This is a genomic window from Cupriavidus sp. MEYA8 (genome assembly GCF_059278825.1).
In genome coordinates, this window is the sequence record NZ_CM181222.1 from 403507 (window position 1) to 428506 (window position 25000).

Genomic DNA, 25000 nt, shown 5'->3' on the forward strand with positions numbered 1-25000 from the left:
AACTCTCACTCTGGACCATCCTGTTCCAAACCTGCCTCATGAACATGTCCCGACTTTTCCGCCCTGCCAATTGCCGGCGGCAGCCTGCCCATGCTGAACACGCAGCCCCATACCGATATCGAGCGCTGCTGGTACCCGCCAAGCCGTCCCGCCCGACGAACGCGCAATGAAAGAGCATTCCATGAACGCCAAATCGTCGAATAACGCCACCGACCCGTCGCGCCGGTCCCTATTGCTGGGCGGCGTGGCAAGTGCGGCGCTCTCGCTGTTTTCGTCACGCCTGGCTTTCGCCGCGCAGCCCGCGCCAGCGCGCGCCGTGGCGTCGGATGCGATCCGCCCGTTCCGCGCACGCATTCCGCAGCCGGCGCTGGACGATCTGCGCCGCCGCCTGATGGCGACGCGGTGGTCCGATCCGGAAACCGTCGCGGACCGGTCCCAGGGCGTGCAAGTCGACAAGCTGCGGCCGCTCGTGCGCTACTGGGCCACGGGGCATGACTGGCGCAAGGCCGAGGCAAGGCTGAATGCCTGGCCCCAGTTCGTGACGAACATAGACGGTGTGGACATCCACTTCATCCATGTTCGCTCGCGCCATGAGAACGCGCTGCCTCTGGTCATGACGCACGGCTGGCCCGGCTCCGTGTTCGAACTGCTCGACAGCATCCGCCCGTTGACGGATCCGACCGCTTACGGCGGCAGCGCGGCCGATGCGTTCCATCTCGTGATCCCATCGCTGCCGGGCTTCGGCTTTTCACAGAAGCCCAAGGACACCGGCTGGAATGCGGACCGCATCGCCCGCGCGTGGGACGTGCTGATGAAGCGGCTTGGCTATGCGCGTTACTTGTCGCAAGGCGGCGACTGGGGCGCGATCATCTCCGACGCACTTGGCCGCGCCGCGCCCGAAGGGCTGCTCGGCATCCACGTCAACCGAATCGAACGCGGCACGACGCTGCCGCCCGCGCTCGCCATGGCGCTGAAGACCGGCGAGCCCGCACCCTCTAACCTGAGCGCCGGGGAAAAGCAGGTGTTCGACGAGGCCAGGGATTTCCTGAACAAGGGATTCGGCTACGCCGCCCTGATGCAGACGCGTCCGCAGACCATCGGCATTGGCCTGGCCGATTCGCCGGTGGGGCTGGCGGCCTGGATCTATGACAAGCTGGCCGACTGGGTCTACACGCGCGGCGATCCCGAACGGGCGCTGGGCCGTGACGCGATCCTCGACAATATCTCGCTCTACTGGCTGACGAACACCGGCGAATCCAGCGCACGGATCTACTGGGAAACGAGCAACACACCGGCAAGGACCGGCCCCGTTACCGTTCCGGCGGCAGTGACAGTCTTTCCCGGCGAGGTCTACCGGCCACCGAAGGCCTGGCTGGCGCGGGCGTATCCCAACCTGGTCTATTACAACCAGGTCGCCAGGGGCGGTCACTTTGCGGCCTGGGAAGAGCCGGAGTTGTTCAGTGCGGAGGTCAGGTCGGCATTCCGGCCGTTGCGCCAGACAGCCCAATAGATCGGGATAGGCCGTGTCGTGAACTGGTCCTGTACTGCATTTATGCAGCCTGTGACTGTCCCGGCACGGACTGGCTTCTGGCAGCCATCAGGCCCGGGATGGAGTCCTATGGTAAGGTTGGCAGCATGATTTCACGGACTTCGACTGGTGATGTATGGGGCGCATTTGTTTGGTGCCGGGAGAGTGATGCAGCGTGAGTGATGCGAAGCGGGAAACGCAACGCACGCTGGCCGAGAAGGTTTCAACCAGCAGGGCCTTGCGCCTGAGCGTGCCGCCAGAGGCCAGGCCCGCGCCGGTCAACCGGAGGGACTGGCTGCGCCAGAGGAAAGAGCAATTGCAGGCTGCCCGCGCCGCCGCAAGGAAGAGGCGCGAACTGCTGAGAGCCGAAATCATGTCGGCCGTGCAGGATATTGCCCGCGAAGAGCGCGCAGCCGCGCGGCTGGAAGCCGAACGCCTGAAGGCGGAAACCAGGACCGCGCAGGCGTTCGCGCGCGAGGACGCGCGTGCCGCCGCCAAGTTCGAGCGCGGCCAGCCAGCCCGCCCGACGAACAAGCGAAAGACGCTTTCCAATGAGAAACGCAAGCTGGTCTCCTACGGCGACCTGTTGCGGATGCGCGGGTGATCGGGCAGAAGTTTCGACAGAGCGGAAGCGGGCTTCTCACCCATCGCAGTCCTGCTCATCCCGCGGGCTCTGCGGGATAAGCTACGTCAGCGCTCCGGGCTCCTGGCAAACCACTTCGATGTTGTGCCCGTCCGGGCCAATGACAAACGCTGCATAGTAGTTCGCGTGGTAGTGCGGGCGCAGACCAGGCGCTCCATTGTCCTTGCCGCCCGCCTCCAGCGCCGCGCGATAGAAAGCATCGACCTGCTGGCGATTCTCGGCCGTGAATGCCAGGTGAAGATGCGCGGGCTTCTCCTCGGTCTGGAACAGGCACAATGAGGCCTTGCGCTTCGAGCTAAGCTCGACACCATACGTTGGCACCCCCTCCGAGACCACAGCAACACCGAGCGGTTCTAGTGCCTTGAGGAAGAACGCCTTGCTCGCTGCATAGTCGCTGACGCCGAACTTGACGTGGTCAAACATGAGTTCTCCTGAGGTCTGTAGGCCTGCGCGAGGATTCTAACCCTTCCATCCAGGGACTCAGTGCCGGCCAGGGCGCCCGCTTGCTGGCCGTGCCGGAGACGGGGAGCGAACACGCCGGTGTTGGTACTCCGCCCATCCCTGATCGCACCAGTGTACGGCGCCACCCAACACCGCATGGGATGCGCGCGCCGTCAGCATCACCCCCGAGCCGCTGGCATGTTGAAAGCTGCGCCAACCCCCGACAGGCACGATGATTGCGATTCCCGGTCAGAGCGCCCCGCTCGCCAATCCTTGGGAGAACTGCCATGAGTACCCTGATCATCCGCGACCTTGCCGGTTACCGCACCCTCGACACCAGCGCCATGTCTTCGATTCACGGCGGCATCTATCGCACGCCGCCGCAGATCCTGGCGTTCGAGCTCACCCATCTGCCGGCGACGCCGGATGGCCGTGTGCTTGGCACCGATGGCCAGTTGCATGTCCCTGTGATCTGACGGCTTTCGCCCGGGGGCGGGTACGTACGCTGGTCAGTTGAACACGTCCTGCCGATAACGCCCCGCCGCAACCAGCGCCGCGAGCCAGTCCGAAGCCGCCGCTTCCGTCATCCCGCCCTGCTCCGCGGCGATCCGGATCAGCGTTTGCCTGACCGCCGGCGCCATGTGCCGGCCGTCGCCGCAAACATAGAACACAGCGCCTGCGTTCAGCTGCGCCCAGACGTCCGCCTGCCGCTGCCAGAGCAAATCCTGCACGAAGCACGGTGCGCCATCGACGACCGAATACGCCGCATGGACTTCGGCCACGCCCTGCTCTTGCCAGCGCGCGACGTCGTCACGGTACAGCCAGTCGTGCGCAGGGTGCCGGCAGCCGTAGTACAGCTGCACCGGCCTCACCGCCTCCCCCGCGGCCTGCTGCGCCGCGCGTTCCTCCAGGAAGCCACGGAACGGCGCGATGCCCGTCCCGGGCCCGACCAGGATCATCGGTACGTCCGGCGCTTCGGGTGCGAACGGCGGATGGGGCGTGCGGATCGCGCCCGCTACCACCGCGCCCGGCGCCAGGCCCTGCAACCAGGTGGACGCGACGCCACGGAACAGGCCACGGCCAGACAGCGCCGGCGCGCAGACCGTGCCGACGGTGATGGTGGCCACATCCGGCGAGACCAGCGGCGACGACGCGATGGAGTAGAACCGTGGCCGCATCGGCACCGTGCAGGCGAGCAGGCCGGCCAAGTCCAGTCCGATCGCAGGGAACCGGTCGAGGATGTCGCCCAGGCCCAGCCTGCGCTGCACCACCTGTGCGGCATAGCCAGCCGCTTCATCGTCCGAGGCAAGCTGCTGCAGCGACTGCCGCGTGAACGGGCAAGGCGTTGCCTGGGCGAGGCTGCGCAGCGTCTGGCGCGACACCACGTCCTGCAGCTCCACGAAATGCGTCAGCAGCTGCCGCGCGGAGAGCGCCTCGCCAACCGGCAGCCCGCGCGCCGCCCCTGGCGCGGCGGACAAGGTGACGATGGCGTCCGGGTCGACATCGATCCGCTCGCAAATCGCCGTGACAGTTTCAGGCTGGTTCTGCGGATAGACGGCCAGGTGGTCGCCGGTGTGGTAGCGCACGCCTTCCGGCAAGCGCAGCCGGATGTCGCGCGTGGATGTCCGCGGCGCCTCGCGCGCGAAGTCCCACAGGCCGTCGGGATCGTTCACCAGTTCGGTGTTCGATAGCACAGTGAAGCCCTGCGCATTGGGCGGCAGCGTCGTCGCGCGGATCTCAGCCACGCCGCGCAGCTGTACCTGCACTGCTGGCACTTGCGGCAAGGCGCTGGCGGCGTCGCCGCCCTGCAGCGCCTGCCACAGCAACGCCAGCCAGCGTTCCGCGGCCTGATCGAAGTCGCCGTTGCCATCGGCCTCGCCACGCGGCAGCAGTGGCGTGGCGCCGGCGCTGGCGAAGAATTCGAATACCCGGCGCGGGAAGGCCTGGTACGTAGGCCATTGCGAATTGCCGCAGCCCAGCACCGCAACGCGCAGGTCCGGTGCGCGGTAGTCGCTGGCTGCGCCGCTGTTGAGCAGGTCCTCGAAGCGGCGCGCCGAGTCCGGCGCACGGCCGTTGTAGGTGGCGGCAACGATGACGGCCAGGCCGCTGGCCGGCAACGCATCGGCAATCTCGTCGAGGTCGCGCAAGGTGGCGTCGAAGCCCGCTGCAAGCGCGCCGGCGTGGACCTGCTCGGCCAGTTCGCGCGCGGTGCCCAGGCTGGATCCGCACAGCACCGCAAGCGCCCGTCCCGCGCCTCGCACTTCCGCGCCAGCCGGCGGCGCCTGCTCTGCCCCGGCGACCGGCATCCCGACGATGCGCTCGTGCGGCCGGCGCCGTCGCGCGCGCACGGTGAAGCCGTCAGGCTTGATCGTCAGCGTTTCCTTGATGCGGAACTGGTAGTCGTGCGCATCGGTGAACTGGAAATTGCGCAGCATCAGCGCCAGCGCCAGCTTGGCCTCGGTCAGCGCGAACTGGCGGCCGATGCAGGCGCGCTCGCCATTGCCGAACGGCATGTAGGCGTGGCGCGGCAGCCTGGCTTCGTTATCGGGCAGGAAGCGGTCGATGTCGAAGCGTTCGGGATCGGCCCAGACCCTGGGGTCGCGGTGCAGCGCGGTCAGCACGACGGACACGCGGCGGTCCTTGCGGATCAGGTAGCGGCCGCCGAGCAGCGTGTCCGCGTACGGCGCGACGGCGAAGGCGGGCGCGGTGGGCCACAGGCGCAGCGTTTCCTTGAGCACGCGGTCGAGCACCGGCAACCGCGCCAGGTCGGCATACACCGGCGCAGCGTCGCCGGGCAATACCGCATCCACCTCGGCATACGCCTGCGCCATCACGCCGGGATTGCGCAGCAGCTCGTACAGCGCGAAAGTCAGCAGCCCGCTGGTGGTCTCATGGCCGGCGATCAGGAAGGTGATGACCTGGTTGCGGATGTTCTCGTCGTCCAGGCGCTGGTCGGTGTCGGGATCGCGTGCTTCGAGCATCAGCCCGAGCAGGTCCATGGCGGTGCCCTGCCGCCCGCCTTCGTCGGCGGCGCGGCGGCGCCTGATCACGTCGTCGACCAGTTCGCGCATGAAGCGCGTGTCTTCGTCGAACTTGCGGTGCGCCGCGTGCATGAAGCGGTCCTGCAGGCCAAGGCGCGTGAGCCTGGACATCGCCTCTCCCAGCGCGCCGACCATGGCCTCGATAAACGGGTGCAGTTGCGCACTGGCGAACGAGTCGAAGTCATAGCCGAAGCCGGACAGCGCGATGGTGTCGAGCGTCAGCCGCGTCATGTCGTCGGCCACGGCGATATCAGCGTCGGGGCCCTGCCGGCCCCATTTGTCGACCAGCCGGTTGGCCACGCGCAGCATCACCTCGAAATACCCCTTCATCGCGCGCTGGCTGAACGCCGGCATCAGGATGCGGTGCGCCTTGCCCCAGTTGGCCTCGTCGGTGTGCGCGGTGAACAGGCCGTCGCCGGCCATGCCGCGCAGGTAGGACAGCGGCGGGCCGATGTATTTGCGGAAACGCGCCGCATCGCACACCTCGGCCGCCAGCGCGACCGACGTCACGAACGGCACGCACCGTCCGGCGAAGTCCAGTTCGAAGATGCCGTCATGGTGGCGGCTGCGCGCCAGCAGGTGCTGCCCCACCGTGCCCGGCTTGATCTGCAGCAGGTTGCCGACCAGGGGCCAGCCGGGATCGCGCGGGATCGGCTCGGGCGCGGTCGGGGCGGCGGGATGCGCTGGCTGGGCAAGGGCTTCGGTGCCCGGTGACACGGTAGGCTGCGGCATGACTCGGGGGCGATCTGCGCTATTTGTAGTGAGGTCCGGGGGCCGGCGGGGCGATTGCCATCTGCCGCCACTTCGTCTAACGTAGACAACTGTCTACACCCGGCGAAGGGTAGACAAGCGTAGACACCGTGTCAACGCAGCGTGTCGACCAAAAACCGAGCATCACTACTAATCCGCATGGAAGCCATTGCCGACGGCAAACGCCGCCTGATCGACGCCGCGCTGAAGCTGGCCGCCGCCAAGCGCAGCTTCGCGGCCCTGAAGCTGCGCGAAATCGCGCGCGAAGCCGACCTCAACCCCAATACCTTCTACCGGCATTTCCACGACATGGAAGACCTGGCGCTGACTGCAGTGGCCGAGGCCAGCGCCGAGTTGCGCCCGATGCTGCGCTCGGTGCGCTGGGCCGCGGCGCGCGACAACCCCAACGAGGTGGCCAGCCGCGCGTGCGAGGCGCTGTTCCTGTATGCCCGGCGTCACCCCGATGCGTTCGTGGTTGGCGTCTGCGGCATCACCGGCCCGCAGCCGGCGCTACGTGCGGCAATCCGCGCGGTGCTGCACGACATCGCCGCCGAGATGGCCGACGACATCGAGCGGCTCGAACTCTGTCCGCAGCTCTCGCGACCGCTCGTCGATGAATTCTGCGCCTATGTCGTGCCCCACCTGTTCCACCAGTGCGTCGACTACATCGAAGCCGACAGCGCCGGGCGCCGCCGGCTGATGGAGCGTTCGGTGCAGCTGTGCTGCTGGCTGCTGGTCGGGGCAGCGGGAGCCCACGCGGCGAAGCCGCATACGCAAGGCCGCGCACAGAAGGCAGCGGCCCATTAGTTTGCAAGCGGGACTACGGGGGCTACGGGGTCTTGGGCGGCACGATGGTCGCACCGGGCTCCACGGTGCGCTCGTGATGCATCTTGGGCATCATGTTGCTGTTCAGGTGGAACATCACCCACAGTGACCCGGTCAGCGTGATCACCACCAGCGTCAGCGTGAACATCAGCGACAGCATGTTCCATCCGCCTTCCGATTTGGCGTTCATGTGCAGGAAGTAGATCATGTGGACCACGATCTGCACTGCACCGATCAACAGGATGACGATGGCCGTGGTGCGGGATTTTTCGAACACTCCGCCCATCACCAGCCAGAACGGTATCGCGGTCAGGAAGACCGACAGCACGAAGCCGGTCAGGTAGCCGCCCAGCGTGGCGTGCGGCCCCACGTCTTCCTCGTGCTCGTGGCCATGCCCGTGGCCGTCCAGCGTCTCGTCGTGCGCGCTCATGGCAGGGCCCCCATCAGGTAGACGAAGGTAAAGACGCCGATCCACACGACGTCCAGGAAGTGCCAGAACATCGACAGGCACATCAGCCTGCGCTTGTTGGCGGTGATCAGCCCGTGCCGCGCCACCTGCGTCATCAGCACGACCAGCCAGATGATCCCGAAGGTCACGTGCAGCCCGTGCGTGCCGACCAGCGCGAAGAACGAGGTCAGGAACGCACTGCGCTGCGGGCCGGCGCCCTGGTGGATCAGGTGCGCGAACTCATACAGCTCGACCGCCAGGAAGGCCGCGCCGAAGACGCCGGTGATCGCCAGCCAGATCTGCGTGCCGGCGATCCGGTTCTGCTGCACCTGCAGCATGGCAAAGCCATAGGTGATCGACGACAACAGCAGGAAGGTGGTGTTCAGCGCCACCAGCGGCAGCTCGAACAGCTCGGCCCCGGTCGGCCCGCCCGCGTATTCGCGGCCCAGCACGCCATACCCCGCGAACAGGCACGCAAAGACCAGGCAGTCGCTCATCAGGTAGAGCCAGAACCCGAGCAGCGTGCCGTTCTGCGGGTGGTGCTCTTCGGTCAGGTGGAAGGTGAAGCCCCCCGGTGGCATGTCATCCGCCGCGGAGGTGCCGCTCACGTACTGGGGATAGGTGGTCTCAGCCATGGCCAGCCATCAGTTGTGTGCGCGCCGATTCGGTCCCGACCACCTGCTCGGCCGGAATGTAGTAGTCGCGCTTGTAGTTGAAGGTATGGATGATCGCGCCGATGATGATCGCCGCGAACGACGCCACCACCAGCCACCAGATGTGCCAGATCAGCGCGAAGCCGCACAGCGTGGACAGCCCCGCCAGCACGATGCCGGCCGCGGTGTTCTTCGGCATGTGGATGGGGTTGAAGCCCTGCAGCGGCCGCTGGTAGCCGTTCTGCTTCATGTGCCACCAGGCATCGGTATCGTGCACCACCGGCGTGAAGGCAAAGTTGTATTGCGGCGGCGGCGACGAGGTGGACCACTCCAGCGTGCGGCCGTTCCACGGGTCGCCGGTCAGGTCGCGCAGCTCCTCGCGGCGCACGAAGCTGACCACCAGCTGGATGATGAAGCAGGCGATGCCGATGGCAACCAGCGCGGCGCCGAAGGCGGCGACCTGGAACCAGATCTGCAGCGACGGATCGTCGAAACGGTTCATCCGGCGCGTCACGCCAAGCAGCCCCAGCCAGTACAGCGGCATGAAGGCAAAGTAGAAGCCGGTCAGCCAGAACCAGAACGAGGCCTTGCCCCAGGACGAGACCAGGCGATAGCCGAATGCCTTGGGGAACCAGTAGTGGATGCCGGCCATCAGCCCGAACACCACGCCGCCGATGATCACGTTGTGAAAGTGGGCGATCAGGAACAGGCTGTTGTGCAGCGAGAAGTCCGCCGGCGGCACCGCCAGCAAGACCCCGGTCATGCCGCCAATGACAAAGGTGACCATGAAGCCGATGGTCCACAGCATCGGCGCCTCGAAGCGGATCTTGCCGTGGTACATCGTGAACAGCCAGTTGAAGATCTTGGCGCCGGTCGGGATCGAGATGATCATCGTCGTGATCCCGAAGAACGAATTGACGCTCGCGCCCGACCCCATGGTAAAGAAGTGGTGCAGCCACACCAGGTAGGACAGCACCGTGATCACCACCGTGGCGTAGACCATCGACGCATAGCCGAACAGGCGCTTGCGGCAGAACGTGGCGACCACTTCGGAGAAGATGCCGAACACCGGCAGCACCAGGATGTAGACCTCGGGGTGGCCCCAGATCCAGATCAGGTTGACGTACAGCATCGCGCTGCCGCCCTGGTCGGCGGTGAAGAAGTTGGTGCCGACGTAGCGGTCGAGCGACAGCAGCGCCAGCGCGGCGGTCAGCACCGGGAAAGCGGCGATGATCAGCACGTTGGTGCACAGCGCGGTCCAGGTGAAGATCGGCATGCGCATCAGCGTCATGCCTGGCGCGCGCATCTTGACGATAGTCACCAGCAGGTTGATGCCGGATAGCAATGTCCCGACCCCGGCCACCTGCAACGACCATATGTAGTAGTCGACGCCGACATCCGGACTGTGGATGATGCCGGACAGCGGCGGATACGCCAGCCAGCCGGTGCGCGCGAACTCGCCGAGGAACAGCGACATCATCACCAGGATGGCGCCGCCCGTGGTCATCCAGAAGCTGAAGTTGTTGAGGAACGGAAACGCGACGTCGCGCGCGCCGATCTGCAGCGGCATGACAAAATTCATCAGCCCCGTGACCAGCGGCATGGCCACGAAGAAGATCATGATCACGCCGTGCGCGGTAAAGATCTGGTCGTAGTGGTGCGGCGGCAGGTAGCCCGCGTTGTCGCCGAAGGCGATGGCCTGCTGGATGCGCATCATGACCGCGTCGGCAAACCCCCGCAGCAGCATGATGATGCCCAGGATCACGTACATGATCCCGATCTTCTTGTGGTCGATGCTGGTGAACCACTCGCGCCAGAGATAGCCCCACAGGCCGTACTTGGTCACCGCGCCGACCAGCACCAGCCCGCCCAGCACCACCACAGCAAAGGTGCCGATCAGGATGGGCTCATGCAGCGGGATGGCTTCCCACGTCAGCCGTCCGAAGATCAAATTGGCGAGTTCCGAGCGCTCGGGCATGTTTGTCACCTGGGGCCTGAAGTAACCAACCGTGGCCGATGGTAGCTGGCCAGTACCGCTGGGAGAAAAGGGGATCCGCGCCTTACTGCAGCAGCAGCCGGCCCTCGTTGCGTGCAGTGCCGTCCGCGAACGCAGGCGCAACCGCCTGGGTGTTGCTCGCGGTGCAGATCTCGCGTGACGGGTCGAACTTGCCGCGGCTGCGGTCGAGTGCCATGGTGTCGGCCAAGCACCGGCCGCCGCTCACGCAGCGGTTCAGGATCAGGTCATAGAGGCCGGGCGCCACGCTGGCGTAGCGCTGCACTGGCACGCGCTCGCTGGGCTGCGCGAGCTGCAGGTAGGCATCCGTCGACAAGCCCTGGCCCGAGGACTTGACCTGCTGGATCCAGCGGTCGAAATCTTCGTTCGACAGCCCGTGGAACTTGAAGCGCATGTTGGTGAAACCCTCGCCGCTGTAGTTGGCCGACATGCCCTCGTATTCGCCGGGCTTGTTGATCACGGCGTGCAGCTTGGTTTCCATGCCGGGCATGGCGTAGACCATGCCGGCCAGCGACGGCACGAAGAATGCATTCATCACCGAGGTGGCGGTGATGTGGAAGGCAATGGGCCGGTCCACCGGTGCCGCGACCTCGTTGACCGTGGCGATGCCCTGCTCCGGATACAGGAACAGCCATTTCCAGTCCATCGCCACCACCTGCACCGGCAGCGGCTTGACGTCTGCGGTCACGGGCCGGTTGGCGTCGATGCGCGTGAGCGGTCGGTAGGGATCGAGCTGGTGGGTGCTGACCCAGGTCACCGCGCCGAGCGCGATGATGATCAGCAGCGGCGCGGCCCAGATCGCCAGTTCCAATACCGTGGAATGGTCCCAGTCCGGGTTGTAGGGCGCGTCGGTCGCGCTTTCACGGTAGCGCCACGCGAATGCCAGCGTGAGGATGATCACCGGCACGATGATCAGCAGCATCAGGCAGGTGGCGATGATGATCAGGTCGCGCTGCCGCAAGGCCATGTCGCCGGATGGCGAAAGCAGCACTGCATCACAGCCGGACAAGCACGCCATGATGACTACCGCGCCACATCCTTGCAGTAGTCTTCTCGGTACACGGGAATGCGGGACTGCAGTGTCGAAGTGGCCCATAGTCACAGAAGTGGCGTCTGAGGAATATCGGTATGCACCGATGAATCCACCTTTCGATTTTCTATGGCAGTTTAGGCGCTATTCTTGTGACTGTGCGAGTTTAAGTGCAGTATCGAAGCACTCCTGTCGAGAGGAGACTGACGATGGCCAGCCTGACCCACCAGCACCGAGCGTCGCCGACTGCACCTCCGGCCCCCGGCCACCATGATGTGGCACCTGCCGAAATCGCCACTGGCGTGGTGATCGGGCGGGCGTCGGAGTACTTCGATTTCTTCGTCTACGGCATTGCTTCCGTGCTTGTCTTCCCGGCGGTCTACTTTCCGTTCGCGAGCGAGCTGGCCGGGCTGCTGTACAGCTTCACGATCTTTTCCTTCGCGTTCATCGGGCGGCCGTTCGGCACGGCCCTGTTCATGCGCATCCAGCGGCGCTGGGGGCGCGGCATCAAGCTGACCGCATCGCTGTTCCTGCTTGGCACCGCCACGGTGGGCATTGCGTTCCTGCCGTCGTACGCATCGATCGGGGCCGCGTCGATCTACCTGCTGGCACTGTTCCGCTTCCTGCAGGGCATCGCCTTCGGCGGTTCATGGGACGGCCTGCCGTCGCTGCTGGCGCTGAACGCGCCGGAAGACAAGCGCGGCTGGTATGCAATGGTGGGCCAGCTTGGCGCGCCCTCCGGCTTTATCATCGCCGGCGCGCTGTTCCTGTTCCTGCATACCAGCCTGACCCCGCAGGAGTTTATCGAATGGGGCTGGCGCTATCCGTTCTACGTGGCCTTCGCCATCAATGTGGTGGCGCTGTTCGCGCGGCTGCGGCTGGTGGTCACGCACGAATACACGCGTTTGCTGGAAGAAGACGAACTGGAGCCGATCAGCACGCTGCAGATGGTCAATGCCCAGGGCTTCAACATCTTCCTGGGCGCGTTCGCGGCGCTGGCCAGCTATGCGCTGTTCCACCTGGTCACGGTGTTCCCGCTGTCGTGGGCGGTGCTGCACCAGGAGCAGACGATTTCCGCGGTGCTGGCGGTGCAGATCGCGGGCGGCTTTATCGCGTTTATCGGCACGCTGATCTCGGGCTGGCTGGCGGACCGCATCGGCCGCCGCACGACGCTGGCGACGATGGCGGTGCTGATCGGTGTTTTCAGCCTGGTCACGCCGTGGCTGCTGGGTGGCGGCGCCACTGGCCAGAATATTTTCATCCTGGTCGGATTCGGCCTGCTGGGGCTGTCGTACGGGCAGGCGGCGGGCGTGGTGACTTCCAACTTCGAACCCCGCTTCCGCTACACGGGGGCCGCTCTGACCACGGATTTCGGCTGGTTGTTCGGCGCGGCGTTTGCGCCGCTGGTGGCGCTGGGGCTGTCGTCGCTGTTCGGGCTGGTGGCGGTCAGCCTGTACCTGCTGTCTGGCGTGATCAGCACGCTTGCGGCACTGCGCATCAGCCGGGCGCTGGGGACGCCGGAGCTGTAAGGGGACGCGCCCGGTACGCGCCCATCTGGACAAAAGGAAGAAAAAGAAATGAAGACGTTGGCGCTGCGCACGCGGTGAAACTAACCGCGGCAGCGCCATGCGATTGCCAGCTCTGGATCAGCGCAGGCCGAAGAAGCTGAGCACCGCGAGGATGATGACAACCGCGCCAACTAGCCAGACGATATTCATGGCGGCTCCTTGGTGATGTCCGTAGGGACGTGGACGAGGTGACGGGCCGGATGGCTCACCTGCCCTTGTCCAGCAACAAGCGTGCCGTAGCTGCGCAAGCACTATTTCACGTTGCGCGGGCAGTATGCTGCCCCGGCGTGGGGGACGCGCCGCCAGCGCGCCAAGGGCCAGTGCAATGGCGTGAGGCGCTTATTACAAAATCGTTTCAACCGGCGTGACGGATGCGGCGCGGGCTCATGAGCCACCCGTGGCCGCAGTTGTCAACGCGCCCGGCCCGACTGGCCCGAGCGCTACGCAGCCTGCGGCTCGACGCCGCGCGCCAGGCGCCGGATCGCCTGCGGCGGCTGGCCATAGGCCCGCAGGAAGGCCCGCCGCATGCGCTCGCGGTCGCCGAATCCGGTATCCCGCGCCACCACATCGATGGCATGGCGCCCGCTCTCCATCATCAGCCTTGCTGCCTCGACGCGCAGGTGCTCGACCGCCTTCGCCGGCGTCTGGCCGGTCTCGTCCCGGAAAGCGCGCGCGAACTGCCGCGGGCTCAGGTGCGCCGCCTCCGCCAGCTGCTCCACTGAGAGTTCGCTTTGCAGGTTCTGCCGCGCAAAGTCCAGTGCGGCACGGATGCGGTCGGAGCGCGGCTCGAGGTCGAGCAATGCCGAGAACTGCGATTGCCCGCCGGCACGGCGGTGGTACACAACCAGCTTTTTCGCCACGTCGCGCGCGACCGCGCCGCCGGCGTCTTTCTCCACCAGCGCCAGCGCCAGGTCGATGCAGGCCGACATGCCGGCCGACGTCCACACCGGGCCGTCGATGATGAAGATCCGGTCCTCTTCCACGCCCACGTTGGGAAAGCGCCGCCGCAGCTGCTCCGCGTAGTACCAGTGCGTGGTGGCACGGCGGCCATCCAGCAGCCCGGCCTCCGCCAGGTTGAAGGCACCGGTGCAGGTGGCGCCGATGCGCCGCGAGGTACGCGCCGCACGCTGCAGGAACCTGACCAGCGCCGGCGGCGTGGGCGTGATGTCGTTGTCGCCGACCACCAGCACGGTGTCGAAGCGGCGCCTGCCGAATGGCTCGGTGCTGACGGCGAAGCCTCCGGAGCACATCACCGGTCCGCCATGCTCCGAGAGCAGATGGACCTGGTACAGCGGCGTGCCGAGGGTCCGGTTGGTGAACTCCAGCACCGTTGTCACCGCCAGGTTCATCGCCTGGAAACCAGGGTACAGGGCGAGCGCTACGTGATGCATGATCGGCGTCCTTGAGTGGCAGGAAAGGTGGCATATTCAGTTTTGATGCCACGCCATTGTGCCCCGGATCACGGGATGGCGCGCGGCGGTCCGCCGCTCTCGACTGAATTCAGGACTGCCAGCCATTCGAAGCCGCGCGCAGCGCACTTCCGGCGGACTCTCGCGTGGCGTGGACGCGGCTGAATGCCGCCCGCAAACGGCATCCCGGGCACGTGTTTGTACCGCTTTGTATCCGCCGCCAGCATCGATACGAGTCCTGACAGAATCGCCTTTGACCCGCTACAGGGCAGATACACCGGTCTTCTTTAATGCTTCTCGTGGCCGGCGGCAAAGACAAAGCCCCGGCCGCGCAGGTACGCAAACCCAGGCAGATCCACTGACATAAAGGAAACCGATCATGGCTACCCAATTCACCCAACGCATCATCTTCGCCATCGCCCTGGCCGCTGCCGCCGCCGGCGCACAAGCCGCACCGGGCGCACGCGACCCGTTCAGCGAAGGCGCACGCGCCGTCCAGGATGCACGTAGCCCGTTTGCCGATGGCGCGCGCAGCGTGCAGGACGCTCGCAGCCCGTTCACCGATGGCGCACGCGGCGTGCAAGACGCTCGCAGCCCGTTTGCCGATGGGGCACGCATCGTCGATCCGTACAGCGACGGCGCACGCACCCTTGCTGGCCTGGACCGCACCGGTCCGTCCGCCGATCCGGCGCGCTCGATCGATCCCTACCTGGACGGTGCGCACGCGTGAGGGCGCGGCATGCGCCGCGCGCACATCCAGTGCATGACTGAGGGCAGGCTATCCGTTGCATCCGATGCAACGATGCCTGCCCTGCCCCTTCAGATCTGCGGGAACGCCTTCATCACGTGCCGCAGCATGCTGCCGGCCACCGGCGAAAGATGCCTGCCCGCCCGCGTGATGATATGGATGCGGCTATTGTTCAAAATCGGGTTGGCCAGCGGCAGCGACACCAGTTGCCTGAACTGCGCGCCCTTCAGCGGCACCGAGCGCGGCGTCAGGATGTAGCCGAGCCCCATCGCGGCAAACTCCCAAAGCACCTTGAATGAGTTGGTCACCAGCATCGGCTTCAGCGTGATGTGCTCGTCCAGCTCGGCCGCCTGCACGTGCTTGCGCACGCCAAACGATTCCGCCAGCGCCGCGCCCTGGTGCGCGGCCAGGTCCGCCAGGGTCAGCGCGCGCCGGCGCCGCGCGAGCGGATGGTCCTTGCGCACATGCACGCGGATCGGCGACAGCCGCGAATAGTGCGAGCGCAGCCGCACGTCGTCGGGCGGTTGGAAGGCGAAGCCGATATGCGCCAGGTCTTCCAGGATATGGCGGACGGTTTCGTCGGTGCCAGCCACCTGGATGCTGCAGGTGACGTCCGGGTGCTTGCTCAGGAAGCCTTGCAGCACCGGCTCCAGCACGAGGTCCACGAAGCCCTCGCCGAATACCAGCTCGACATGGCCGCGCTGGGCGTTCTTCAGGTTGTTGACCTCGGCCAGGAAGGTATCGTTCAGATCCTGCTGGCGCCGCGCGAACAGCGCCAGCAGGCGCCCCGCGTCGGTGGCGACCACGCCGCGCCCGCGCCGCTCCAGCAGCGTCAGGCCGGTGTCCTGCTCCAGCTTGGCCACGGCGCGGCTTACCACCGAGGGGTCCAGCTCGAGGACCTCGGCCGCGCCGCGCACCGTGCCGGTTTCAATGATCTGCAGCAGGCACATCGCCCGCTTGCGGTCCAGCACGTCATCCATCTTTGCTCCCCTTTGCGTGGTCATGCCCGGTCATGCCGGGCCGTTTTTGGATTGTTGCTATTTATACAACGTTTCTGCCACAGCATTGTCATGGATGCCGCGGCCAAGGGCGGAGAGAATAGGCCAAAGACCACGTACGCCGACAACCATGACCCAGTCCCCCACCGCCAGCCTGCGGCAGGCCGTCCAGGCCATCGCGCCCGAGTTTGTCCGGATCCGCCACCAGATCCACGCCCATCCCGAACTCGCCTTCGAGGAGCGACGCACCAGCGACCTGGTCGCTGAACAACTGGCGGCGTGGGGCTACACGGTGCATCGGGGCCTGGGCACGACCGGGGTGGTCGGCACCCTGCGCAAGGGCGACGGCAGCAAGGCCATCGGCATCCGCGCCGACATGGACGCACTGCCGATCCAGGAGCAGACCGGCCTGGCCTACGCCAGCACCATCGCCGGCAAGATGCACGCGTGCGGCCATGACGGGCATACGGCGATCCTGCTGTGCGCGGCGAAATACCTGGCCGAGTCGGTCGATTTCAACGGCACGCTGAACCTGATCTTCCAGCCGGCCGAGGAAAACGAAGGCGGCGCGCTGCGCATGCTGGAGGATGGCCTGTTCGAGCGCTTCCCGTGCGACGAGGTCTACGCGCTGCATAACTCGCCGGGAATGCCGGTCGGCCAGATCGGCGTGATCGCCGGCCCGGCGATGGCATCGTTCGACCGCGCCACGGTCACGCTGCGCGGCCGCGGCGCGCATGGCGCCATGCCGCACCACGGCATCGACCCGATGCAATGCGCGGCCAGCATCGTGCTGGGCCTGCAGTCGATTGTCAGCCGCGAGATCGATGCGCTGAAGTCGGCGGTCATCACGGTGGGCTCGATCCAGGCCGGCAGCACCTACAACGTCGTGCCGGAAAGCGCGACGATCAAGATCGGCGTGCGCACGCTCGATCCCAAGGTACGCACGCTGGTGGAAACGCGCATCCGCGAATTCGTCACGACCCAGGCGCAAAGCTACCAGCTCCAGTCCGATGTGGTCTACGAACGCAAGTACCCGGTGCTGGTCAACCATGCCGCGCAGACTGAATACGCGCGCGAGGCCGCCATCCGGCTGGTGGGCGCTGACAACGTGGTCGAGCGCCCGCCGGTCATGGGCAGCGAAGACTTCGCCTACATGCTGGAACAGCGGCCCGGCGCCTATATCAGGCTCGGCAACGGCCTGGGCGAGGACGGCGGCTGCATGGTTCACAACCCCCTGTACGACTTCAATGACAAGGCCCTGCCCGTGGGCGCCGCATTCTGGGCGCACCTGGCGCAGCGCTACCTGGTTTGAGCATCGCTATTTTCGGGAGTCTTCATGCATTCACTGAACCGCCGCCGCTTCCTGCAACTGGCCGGCTGTGCCGCCGGCAGCTCGGCACTGGGCACACTACCCGCGCTTGCCGCTGAAAGCTTTCCCGCCCGACCGCTGGCGCTGGTGGTGCCGTATCCGGCCGGCGGGGCCAGCGATACCTCGGCCCGGATCTTCGGCGAATCGATCGGCAAGAGCGTCAAACAGCAGGTCGTGGTCGAGAACTACGGCGGCGGCACCGGCCTGATCGGCGCCAACAAGGTACTGGCCGCACCGGCCGATGGCTACACCTTCTTCCACGGTTCGATCAATGAAGTGTTCCTGGCCCCGCTGCTGAACCCGGCCGCGCGCTACAAGCCGCAGGACTTCATGCTGGTCGCGCCGATCAGCGATGCCAATATCGTGCTGATGGCCAGGAACGGCCTGGCCGCCGACAGCCTGGACAAGTTCCTCGACCTGGCGAAGCAGAGCAAGGCCAAGCCGCTGACCTATGCGACCGTCGGCATCGACTCGATCTATCACCTGATGGGCGACGCGCTGGCCGCCAGGCTCGGCGCACCGCTGCTACACGTGCCGTACAAGGGCGGCGCGCCGGCGCTGCAGGGCCTGGCGGGCGGCGAAGTCGACTTCGCCATCCTGCCCTACCAGTCGAGCTTCGACGCGATGCAGCAGCAGGGCCGGCTGCGGATCCTGACCAGCTTCTCCAGGGCGCTGCCGCCGGCGCTGAAGCACGTCCCGCTGATTTCGCAAAGCAAGCAGATCCCCGACTTCGAATACACCATCGGCGGCGGCTATTTCGTCAAGGCCGGCACGCCGGCGGACCGCGTCACGGTGCTGCGCAAGGCGATCGGCGAAGCGCTGGTCAAGCCGGATATCCTGGGCAAGCTGGAGGCGGAAGGTCGCACCGTCGCCAAGCCCATCGACAGCCAGGCGCAGGCGAACCAGGCGTTCGACCAGTACATGACGCGGGTCACGCAGCTGATCCGCAGCGTGGGGCGCAAGACCAACGCCTGATTTGCGGTCCCGCCGCTGCGGACCATGCCGGTGTTGGCGGATAATGCGCGATTCGCCAACACCGCCTTCGCCATGCAAGCAAGCCGCGCCGGCTCCGGACGCATCGACTGGACCACCCTGTTCCTGCTGACTTTCCCGCCGCTGAGCTGGGCGGGCAACGCCATCGTCGGCCGCCTTGCAGCGGGCACGGTGCCGCCGATCACGCTGAATTCCGTACGCTGGGTGCTGGCCGGCCTGCTGCTTGCGCCATTCGCCTGGCGCGGTGTGCTGGAGCATCGCGCGGCGCTGCGCCGGCACGCCGGCGTCATCATGGCCATGGGCGTGCTGTCCATCGGCAGCTATAACGCGCTGCAGTACCTGGCACTGACCACGTCGACGCCGATCAACGTGACGCTGATCGGTGCGTCCACGCCGCTGTTCCTGATCGTGATTGGCGCCCTGTGCTTCCGCGAGCGGGTCAAGCCACTGCAAGTGGCGGGCGCGCTGCTGTGCCTGGTCGGCGTGTCCTTCGTGCTGGTGCGCGGCGAGCCGGCACGGTTGGCCCAGCTCGACCTCGTGCCCGGCGACCTCTACATGCTGGCCGCCACCATTGCCTGGAGCGCCTATACCTGGCTGCTGCGCAAGCAACGGCCCGACGTACCGCTGCCGGTCCTGCTGTTTGCCCAGATCGTCGCCGGCGTACTGGCGAGCGCGCCGGTGACGGCATGGGAACTGATGGCCCAGGACCAGCCCCTGCCCTGGAACGGCAAGGTCGCCGCGATCCTGCTCTACGTGGCGACGATTCCTTCGCTGCTCGCCTACTTCGCCTGGGACCGCGCCATTGCCAGGGCTGGCGCGCAACTGCCGGTGTTTTTCATCACGCTGACACCGGTGTTCGCGGCGCTGCTGTCCACGCTGCTGCTGGGCGACTGGCCGCGCTGGTATCACGGGGTGGGGCTGGCGGCGATCGGGGCGGGGATCTGGCTGGCGCAGCGGCGGTAGGCGGCTGCGTGAAGATTGCCCTGGCGGCTTGCCCAGGGCCTCACATCGATACCCGTCACCGCCATCGCCTGTCGCGGCCCGAGCCGGCGGGCGCACAGCGCTATTAATTGCAGGCCGCCGGCCTACAGGCGCGCTCGGGAAAGCCGTAGAATCCGCGGTGACCTATCGATCCCGCCACGCAAATCCGTCCAGCCCCCTGAAGATGAAGAAAGCTTTCCCCCACTGCGCCGCCCTGATGGCCGCGTTTGCAGCATTGGCCGCGCATGCCGCCCCGCAGGCAGCGGCCACCGCCCCCACGACTACCGTCACCACCACCGCTGCCGCCTCCAATACCGCGGCACCACTGGGCTTGGAGCTTGGCAAGTCGAAATGCGCACGGCTCGCCCCGGCGGAAAACCATGCCCGCACCGGCAAGTCCGAATGGGCCGGCGGCGATACGGTGGAGCTCAAGCGCCTGGAGCGCTTCCACCTCGCCGGCCTGACACGCGTGACGCTGAACTGCGACGCGCAGGATACGGTGGCGCTGATCACGATGACCTTCGACCGTGCGGCGCTGGAAGACGTGCGGGGCAAGCTCGATGCGCGCTACGCGTCGCTGCGCAAGACCGAAGCCTCGGCGGAGAACGGCTATGCGGAGTGGGCCGCGGCCAATGGCAGCCTGGAACTGCTGTATGGCCGTGACGGCAAGCACTTCACCATGGCCTACTGGGCCCGCAACGCCAAGGCAAAGTACTTCTCCTACAGCGGTGCCGGCAGCAAGCCGGCCGCTGCGGCCGCTGCGGCTGCACCGGCAGCGCCGGCAGCGCCGCAGCCCGCGCCGCTGTAATGCAACGCGGGCGCTCCGCTCAGTAGCCGGCCCGCCGGTCGACCTGGTTCAGCAGCGGCCGCCCGTCGCGCGCGCGGCGCAGGTTTTCGATGCACTGCTGCGCGACCAGCTCGTACGACGGATCGGCGGCGATATGCGGCGTCGCCTCGATGCGCGGGTGGGTCCAGATCGGGTCGTCGGCCGCCGGCGGCTCCTTGGCGAACACATCCAGCGCCGCGCCGGCAAGGTGGCCTTCGTCGATCAGCGCGAGCAGGTCGGCTTCGACCACATGCTCGCCGCGCCCCACGTTGATGAAGTAAGCGCCCTGCGGCAGCCGCGACAGCGTCTTGCGGTCGAGCATGCCGTTGGTCTGTGGCGTCAGTGGCAGCGTGCAGACCAGGATATCGGTCTGCGCCAGCATGGCGTCCAGCCCGTCGTCGCCGGTAAAGTCCGCCACGCCGGGCAGGTGCTTGGGGCTGCGGCTCCAGCCCGCCACCGGGAAGCCGATGGCCGCGAACATGCGCGCCACCTCGCTGCCGATCTCGCCCAGCCCAAGCACGCCCACGCGGCAGCGCGACAGCGCGCGCCCGCGATGGCGTTTCCATTCGCCGCGGCCCCGCTGCTCGGCATACACCCCCAGTTCGCGGGTATGGCGCAGCGCCATGGCCAGCACGAAGTGGGCGATGCCGGTCTGCTGGCCGGGATCGACGATGCGCGTGACCGGCATGTCCTGCGGCAGGTCCGGCGCGGCCAGCAGCTTGTCGACGCCGGCGGTGGCGGCGCAGACCAGCCGCAGCTTCGGGTATGCGGGCAGCACGCCCGGCTTCAGGCCCCAGGCGATGATGGCCTCGACCTCTTCCGGCACGGCGGCTTCGCGGCCGTTCCAGATGGTGATGTCCGGCGCTTGCTCGCGCAGCAAGGCCGTGATGGGGACCGCCATGAACGACGGCAGGTGAACAAGAATGGCCATGGTCAGGTGTGGCTCAGTTGCGGCTCAGTTGCCGGCTCAGTTGCGATAGTCGGGGTTAATGCGATCCAGGCGGCGCAGCAAGCCGGGCCAGGCCAGGTTAGAGCCCTTGCCCTTGGTCGCCTGGCGCGCCTGCTGGCCCATGTTGGCGCTGGCGGCTTCGGGCACCATGGTCAGCGGCGTGCCGCCGCTCTGCGCCAGGATCTGGATGCGGCAGGCCGACTCCAGCGTGTACATGGTCAGGAAGGCATCGGACACGGTGCGCCCGCACGTCAGCAGTCCGTGGTTGCGCAGGATCATCTGCTTGCAGCGGCCGAGGTCGGCCACCAGCCGCGCCTTCTCGTCCTCGCGCAGCGCCACGCCTTCATAGTCGTGGTAGGCCAGCCCGGTCAGCGCGAACATCGATTGCTGCGAGATCGGCAGCAGGCCCGCCTGCTGCGCCGAGACGGCGACGCCGTGCGAGGTATGCGTGTGCATCACGCAGCCGACCTCGGGGCGTGCTTCGTGAACGGCGCTGTGGATGATGAAGCCGGCCGGGTTGACGTCGTACGGCGTCTCCAGCACGGGCTGGCCCTCGTGGTCGACCTTGACCAGGCTCGACGCCGTGATCTCGTCGAACATCATGCCGTACGGATTGATCAGGAACTGGTCCGGCGCATCGGGCACGCGCGCCGAGATATGCGTGAAGATCAGGTCGTCCCAGCCGAAGTGGGCCACCAGCCGGTAGGCCGCGGCAAGGTCGACGCGCATTTGCCATTCCGCGTCGGAAACGCGGTCTCTTACTGAATCGACGAGCTGGATCTGCGCCATCTGCATGGTCTCCCGGGGGTGAGGTGTGTGACTGGACGCAGGCATTGTCGCGGCGCACCGTGCCAAAGTCTGTTAAGTATTGGACAATCTCGGCTCAACCGGAACGGCAATGAGAAAGCAGGTGGCCAGCAAAGTGAAGCGCATCGAACCCGTGCGGGCGCTGCCGCGCAGCGTGCTGGCCAGCGGCTGGCTGCGCAATGCGCCGCCCCGCGTGCTCGACGCCGTGGCCGGCGCCGCACGCCGGCTGCGCTTTGCCGATGGCGAGATGGTGTTCGCGCGCGGCGATCCGCCGACTTACTTCTGCATGGTGGTGTCGGGGCGCGTGCGCATGAGCCGCGTCAGCAGCGGCGGGCGCGAGTCGGTGTATTCGGTGATCGGGCGCGGACGCTGGTTCGGCGAGATCTCGCTGCTCGACGGCAAGCCGCGCACGCATGACGCCTTCGCGGTCGGCAATACCGAGTTGCTGGTGCTGGACCGGCGCGCATTCGACCGGATCCTGGCGCAGCATCCGGAGGGGATGCACCTGATCGTGCAGCAGATCTGCGCGCGGCTGCGCGTGGCCTTCGACCACGCCGAGAGCGCGGCGCAGGCGCCGGTCGATGCGCGCATGGCGGCGCGGCTGCTGGAACTGGCCGACCGCACCGACCATGTCGTGCAGATCAGCGCCGAAGACCTGGGCGACATGGTCAACCGCTCGCGCCAGACGGTAGCCAAGTACCTGCAGGCATGGGAAGACGCCGGCTGGATCCGGCGCCAGTACCGGCAGATCGAATTGCTGGAGCCGGGCGCGCTCAAGCGGCTGGCGCGGCGCTGAGCACGCCCCGGGATAGCTCAGCTCAGTCGGCCGTGATCTTGCCCACCTCGATCACCTTCTTCCAGCGCGCATACTCCGACGCCTGGAACGCCGTGAACTGCTCCGGCGTATTGGCGACGATCTCGAAGCCCAGGTCGAGCAGCTTGGGCTTGACCGCGGGATCGTTGAGCGCCGCCACCACGGCCGAATGCAGCTTCGCCTTGATCTCCGGCGCCAGCCCCTTCGGCGCCGCCACGGCCTGCCACGAGTAGACCGTCACGCCCTTCACCCCGGCTTCATCCATGGTCGGCACGTCAGGCAGGATCGGCGAGCGCTTGCTGCTGGTGATGGCCAGCGCGCGCAGCTTGCCCGCCTTGATATGCGGGATCGCGGTGTTGATGTTCATGAAGGTGGCATCAACCTGCCCGCCCAGCAGATCGTTCAGCGCGGGCGCGCCGCCCTTGTACGGCACGTGCAGGCCGGCGGTGCCGGTCTGCTGCCAGAACAGCTCGGCGGTCAGGTGGTCGCTGGTGCCGTTGCCGGCAGAGGCGAAGGTCATCTTGCTGGGATGGGCCTTCTCGTAGGCAATCACGTCCTGCAGGCTCTTGTGCGGCGAGTTAGCGGGAACGGCCAGCACATTGGGCGCCTGCACCGCCACGCTGATGTAGTCGAAGTCCTTGAGAGGATCGTAGCCGGCGTTCCGGGTCAGGTGCGGCCCGATCACGAACGGGCCCAGCGACGACACGAACACCGTGTAGCCGTCGGCCGGCGCACGCTTGACCATGGCGGCGCCGATCATGCCGGCCGCGCCCGGCTTGTTGTCGACCACGAAGCTGCCGCCGAACTGCGACTGCATCTTGGCGCCCAGGATGCGGGCGACGTTGTCGCTGGAGCCGCCCGCGGGGAACGGCACCAGCAGCGTGACGGGCTTTTCCGGCCAGGCGGCGTGCGCGGTGGCCATGGCTGCGCCGAGCAGCAGGGATGCGATCAGCTTTTTCATGGGTTGTCTCCTGTTTGCTGTGTGTCTTGTATATGGGTTGTTCGGGGTTACGGCTGCTGGCCGAATTCCGCCTGCTGGCGCGTCCAGGCCCTTGCCTGCTCGCTCAGGCTCAGGCCCAATCCCGGCGCGGTCGGCACCTGGATGCGGCCGTTGCGGATCTGCAGGCGCTCGTTGAAGAGTGGCTCGAGCCAGTCGAAATGCTCGACCCACGGCTCGCGCGGATACGCGGCGGCAAGGTGCACGTGCAGTTCCATCGCAAAATGCGGCGCGAGCATCAGCCCCGCATGCTCGGCCAGTGCCGCCACCTTGAGGAAAGGCGTGATGCCACCGACGCGCGGCGCATCGGGCATCAGGTAGTCCGCGGCGCGGTGGCGGATCAGGTCCCAGTGCTCGGCGGCGCTGGTCAGCATTTCGCCGGTGGCGATCGGGGTGTCGAACTGCGTCGCCAGCGCGGCGTGGCCTTCGTGATCGTAGGCGTCGAGCGGCTCTTCGATCCACACCAGGTTGAACGACTCGAAGGTGCGGCACATGCGCTGCGCGGTCGGGCGGTCCCATTGCTGGTTGGCGTCGACCATGATCGGCACCGCGTCGCCCAGGTGCTCGCGCACCGCGGCCACGCGCTTGATGTCGAGCGCGCCGTCGGGCTGGCCCACCTTGAGCTTGATGCCGCCGATGCCGCGCTCGACCGAAGCCGCGGCATTGACCTTCAGCTGGTCCAGCGGCGTATGCAGGAAACCGCCCGAGGTGTTGTAGCAGCGCACCGCGTCGCGATGCGCGCCCAGCAGCTTGGCCAGCGACAGGCCGGCGCGGCGGGCCTTGAGGTCCCACAGCGCCACGTCGAAGGCGCCGATGGCCTGCGTCGACAGGCCGCTGCGGCCGACCGACGCGCCCGCCCAGCACAGCTTGTCCCACAGGCGCGCGATATCGCTCGGGTCTTCGCCGATCAGCGCCGGCGCGATCTCGGCCGCGTGCGCGAATTGGCCGGGGCCGCCCGCGCGCTTGCTGTAGCTGAAGCCCAGCCCCTCATGGCCGTTGGCGGTGCGGATCTCGGCAAACAGGATCGCCACCTCGGTCATCGGCTTCTGCCGGCCGGTCAGCACCTTGGCGTCGCTGATCGGCGTGGCCAGCGGCAGGTAGCTGGAAGACAGCCGGATCCAGGCGATGCTGTCGGCGGGTTGGGTGGACGATGTGGTTGCAGTCATGT

Annotated in this window: 23 protein-coding genes; 11 read left to right on the forward strand and 12 right to left on the reverse strand. The window is 66.8% G+C overall.

The features are described from left to right. Positions 1-181: 181 nt before the first annotated feature. Both AC5WJ1_RS18960 and AC5WJ1_RS18965 read left to right on the forward strand, forming a co-directional pair. On the forward strand, positions 182-1510 hold the full coding sequence (locus tag AC5WJ1_RS18960; RefSeq protein ID WP_133095310.1) for an epoxide hydrolase family protein: 1329 nt from the start codon (positions 182-184) through the stop codon (positions 1508-1510). A 193-nt stretch (positions 1511-1703) separates the two neighbouring features. After that, positions 1704-2132 (forward strand): hypothetical protein, encoded by a 429-nt coding sequence (locus AC5WJ1_RS18965; protein ID WP_133095311.1) that lies wholly within the window; start codon positions 1704-1706, stop codon positions 2130-2132. An 81-nt stretch (positions 2133-2213) separates the two neighbouring features. On the opposite strand, the gene AC5WJ1_RS18970 is transcribed toward AC5WJ1_RS18965, so the two are convergent. Then, the gene (locus tag AC5WJ1_RS18970) at positions 2214-2594 is read right to left on the reverse strand and encodes a VOC family protein (RefSeq protein ID WP_133095312.1); all 381 of its coding nucleotides are present in this window, start codon (positions 2592-2594) and stop codon (positions 2214-2216) included. A 305-nt stretch (positions 2595-2899) separates the two neighbouring features. Here AC5WJ1_RS18970 and AC5WJ1_RS18975 point away from each other — a divergent pair, with 305 nt between their 5' ends. After that, positions 2900-3088, forward strand: a complete 189-nt coding sequence (locus AC5WJ1_RS18975; protein WP_133095313.1) for a hypothetical protein — start codon at positions 2900-2902, stop codon at positions 3086-3088. Positions 3089-3121: 33 nt separating this feature from the next. On the opposite strand, the gene AC5WJ1_RS18980 is transcribed toward AC5WJ1_RS18975, so the two are convergent. Continuing rightward, entirely contained in the window at positions 3122-6385 is a 3264-nt protein-coding gene (locus tag AC5WJ1_RS18980; RefSeq protein ID WP_494476881.1) for a bifunctional cytochrome P450/NADPH--P450 reductase, read from the reverse strand. Between the two features lie 177 nt (positions 6386-6562). Here AC5WJ1_RS18980 and AC5WJ1_RS18985 point away from each other — a divergent pair, with 177 nt between their 5' ends. Beyond that, positions 6563-7210: a TetR family transcriptional regulator gene (locus AC5WJ1_RS18985; protein WP_494476882.1), complete on the forward strand. Its 648-nt coding sequence runs from the start codon at positions 6563-6565 to the stop codon at positions 7208-7210. A 22-nt stretch (positions 7211-7232) separates the two neighbouring features. Here the strand turns inward: AC5WJ1_RS18985 and cyoD are convergent, their stop codons facing one another. The 4 genes from cyoD to cyoA all read right to left on the reverse strand — a co-directional run bounded on the left by cyoD (position 7233) and on the right by cyoA (position 11361). After that, on the reverse strand, positions 7233-7658 hold the full coding sequence (gene cyoD, locus AC5WJ1_RS18990; RefSeq protein ID WP_133095316.1) for a cytochrome o ubiquinol oxidase subunit IV: 426 nt from the start codon (positions 7656-7658) through the stop codon (positions 7233-7235). Next, positions 7655-8311 (reverse strand): cytochrome o ubiquinol oxidase subunit III, encoded by a 657-nt coding sequence (gene cyoC, locus AC5WJ1_RS18995; RefSeq protein ID WP_133095317.1) that lies wholly within the window; start codon positions 8309-8311, stop codon positions 7655-7657. The genes cyoD and cyoC overlap by 4 nt, the downstream gene beginning before the upstream one ends. Continuing rightward, complete coding sequence (gene cyoB, locus AC5WJ1_RS19000) at positions 8304-10307, reverse strand: cytochrome o ubiquinol oxidase subunit I (RefSeq protein WP_494476883.1); 2004 nt, start codon at positions 10305-10307, stop codon at positions 8304-8306. Before cyoB ends, cyoC begins: the two co-directional genes overlap by 8 nt. An 82-nt stretch (positions 10308-10389) precedes the next feature. Then, positions 10390-11361: a ubiquinol oxidase subunit II gene (gene cyoA, locus AC5WJ1_RS19005; RefSeq protein ID WP_434034203.1), complete on the reverse strand. Its 972-nt coding sequence runs from the start codon at positions 11359-11361 to the stop codon at positions 10390-10392. A 221-nt stretch (positions 11362-11582) separates the two neighbouring features. Here cyoA and AC5WJ1_RS19010 point away from each other — a divergent pair, with 221 nt between their 5' ends. Then, positions 11583-12902 carry an MFS transporter gene (locus AC5WJ1_RS19010; RefSeq protein WP_133095319.1) on the forward strand — a complete coding sequence of 440 codons (1320 nt, stop codon included), beginning with the start codon at positions 11583-11585 and terminating at the stop codon, positions 12900-12902. Between the two features lie 479 nt (positions 12903-13381). Here the strand turns inward: AC5WJ1_RS19010 and AC5WJ1_RS19015 are convergent, their stop codons facing one another. Next, positions 13382-14332 carry a GlxA family transcriptional regulator gene (locus AC5WJ1_RS19015; protein WP_494476884.1) on the reverse strand — a complete coding sequence of 317 codons (951 nt, stop codon included), beginning with the start codon at positions 14330-14332 and terminating at the stop codon, positions 13382-13384. A gap of 397 nt (positions 14333-14729) precedes the next feature. Here AC5WJ1_RS19015 and AC5WJ1_RS19020 point away from each other — a divergent pair, with 397 nt between their 5' ends. Next, the gene (locus tag AC5WJ1_RS19020) at positions 14730-15080 is read left to right on the forward strand and encodes a hydroxyquinol 1,2-dioxygenase (protein ID WP_133095321.1); all 351 of its coding nucleotides are present in this window, start codon (positions 14730-14732) and stop codon (positions 15078-15080) included. A gap of 89 nt (positions 15081-15169) precedes the next feature. On the opposite strand, the gene AC5WJ1_RS19025 is transcribed toward AC5WJ1_RS19020, so the two are convergent. Further along, entirely contained in the window at positions 15170-16078 is a 909-nt protein-coding gene (locus AC5WJ1_RS19025) for a LysR family transcriptional regulator (protein ID WP_133095403.1), read from the reverse strand. A gap of 148 nt (positions 16079-16226) precedes the next feature. On the opposite strand from AC5WJ1_RS19025, the gene AC5WJ1_RS19030 reads away from it, so the two are divergent. The 4 genes from AC5WJ1_RS19030 (at position 16227) to AC5WJ1_RS19045 (ending at position 20247) form a co-directional block, all read left to right on the forward strand. After that, positions 16227-17408 (forward strand): M20 aminoacylase family protein, encoded by a 1182-nt coding sequence (locus AC5WJ1_RS19030; protein WP_494476885.1) that lies wholly within the window; start codon positions 16227-16229, stop codon positions 17406-17408. A gap of 24 nt (positions 17409-17432) precedes the next feature. Beyond that, positions 17433-18440, forward strand: a complete 1008-nt coding sequence (locus tag AC5WJ1_RS19035; protein ID WP_494476886.1) for a Bug family tripartite tricarboxylate transporter substrate binding protein — start codon at positions 17433-17435, stop codon at positions 18438-18440. 72 nt (positions 18441-18512) lie between these two features. Beyond that, entirely contained in the window at positions 18513-19421 is a 909-nt protein-coding gene (locus AC5WJ1_RS19040) for a DMT family transporter (protein WP_135703720.1), read from the forward strand. A gap of 202 nt (positions 19422-19623) precedes the next feature. Next, the gene (locus tag AC5WJ1_RS19045) at positions 19624-20247 is read left to right on the forward strand and encodes a hypothetical protein (protein WP_494476887.1); all 624 of its coding nucleotides are present in this window, start codon (positions 19624-19626) and stop codon (positions 20245-20247) included. 19 nt (positions 20248-20266) lie between these two features. Here AC5WJ1_RS19045 and AC5WJ1_RS19050 read toward each other — a convergent pair whose 3' ends face one another. Then, positions 20267-21196 carry a 2-hydroxyacid dehydrogenase gene (locus tag AC5WJ1_RS19050; protein WP_135703718.1) on the reverse strand — a complete coding sequence of 310 codons (930 nt, stop codon included), beginning with the start codon at positions 21194-21196 and terminating at the stop codon, positions 20267-20269. Positions 21197-21232: 36 nt separating this feature from the next. Beyond that, positions 21233-22003, reverse strand: coding sequence for a class II aldolase/adducin family protein (locus tag AC5WJ1_RS19055; RefSeq protein ID WP_133095327.1), 771 nt, complete (start codon positions 22001-22003; stop codon positions 21233-21235). A gap of 109 nt (positions 22004-22112) precedes the next feature. Here AC5WJ1_RS19055 and AC5WJ1_RS19060 point away from each other — a divergent pair, with 109 nt between their 5' ends. Continuing rightward, positions 22113-22817, forward strand: coding sequence for a Crp/Fnr family transcriptional regulator (locus AC5WJ1_RS19060; protein WP_135703717.1), 705 nt, complete (start codon positions 22113-22115; stop codon positions 22815-22817). A gap of 22 nt (positions 22818-22839) precedes the next feature. Here the strand turns inward: AC5WJ1_RS19060 and AC5WJ1_RS19065 are convergent, their stop codons facing one another. Both AC5WJ1_RS19065 and AC5WJ1_RS19070 read right to left on the reverse strand, forming a co-directional pair. After that, positions 22840-23796, reverse strand: a complete 957-nt coding sequence (locus AC5WJ1_RS19065; protein WP_133095329.1) for a Bug family tripartite tricarboxylate transporter substrate binding protein — start codon at positions 23794-23796, stop codon at positions 22840-22842. 47 nt (positions 23797-23843) lie between these two features. Continuing rightward, the gene (locus AC5WJ1_RS19070; protein WP_133095330.1) at positions 23844-24998 is read right to left on the reverse strand and encodes an L-talarate/galactarate dehydratase; all 1155 of its coding nucleotides are present in this window, start codon (positions 24996-24998) and stop codon (positions 23844-23846) included. Positions 24999-25000: the final 2 nt, after the last annotated feature.